The sequence below is a fragment of the Labrys sp. WJW genome (genome assembly GCF_001676615.1).
Classification (GTDB): Bacteria; Pseudomonadota; Alphaproteobacteria; order Rhizobiales; family Labraceae; genus Labrys; species Labrys sedimenti.
The window spans coordinates 1-308 of the sequence record NZ_LYXZ01000109.1; the positions used below are offsets into that span (position 1 = coordinate 1).

Annotated in this window: 1 protein-coding gene; it reads left to right on the forward strand. The window is 66.9% G+C overall.

Annotation, left to right across the window (positions count from 1 at the left end; translation table 11 throughout):
• Positions 1-308, forward strand: a 308-nt coding sequence (locus BA190_RS34825; RefSeq protein ID WP_156771851.1) for a TIM barrel protein, incomplete at both ends; no start/stop codon positions are given.

Genomic DNA, 308 nt, shown 5'->3' on the forward strand with positions numbered 1-308 from the left:
TGGGCGGGCGGGGAGCGCGGCATCGCCGTGCTGCCCGACCGCAAGGCCGAGTTCCGCGAGGGCGTTGCTGAGGCCATCACCTATGCCAAGGCGCTCGATTGCAAGCTGGTCAACTGCCTGGCCGGCATTGCGCCCGCCTCCGTCGATGCGGTTCAGGCCCAGGCCACCTTCGTCGAGAACATCGGCTATGCCGCCGGCGAATTGAAGAAAGCCGGCATCCGCCTGGTGATCGAGGCGATCAACACCCGCGACATTCCCGGCTTCTTCCTGACCAACACCCGCCAGGCGGCCGAGATCATCGCCGAGAC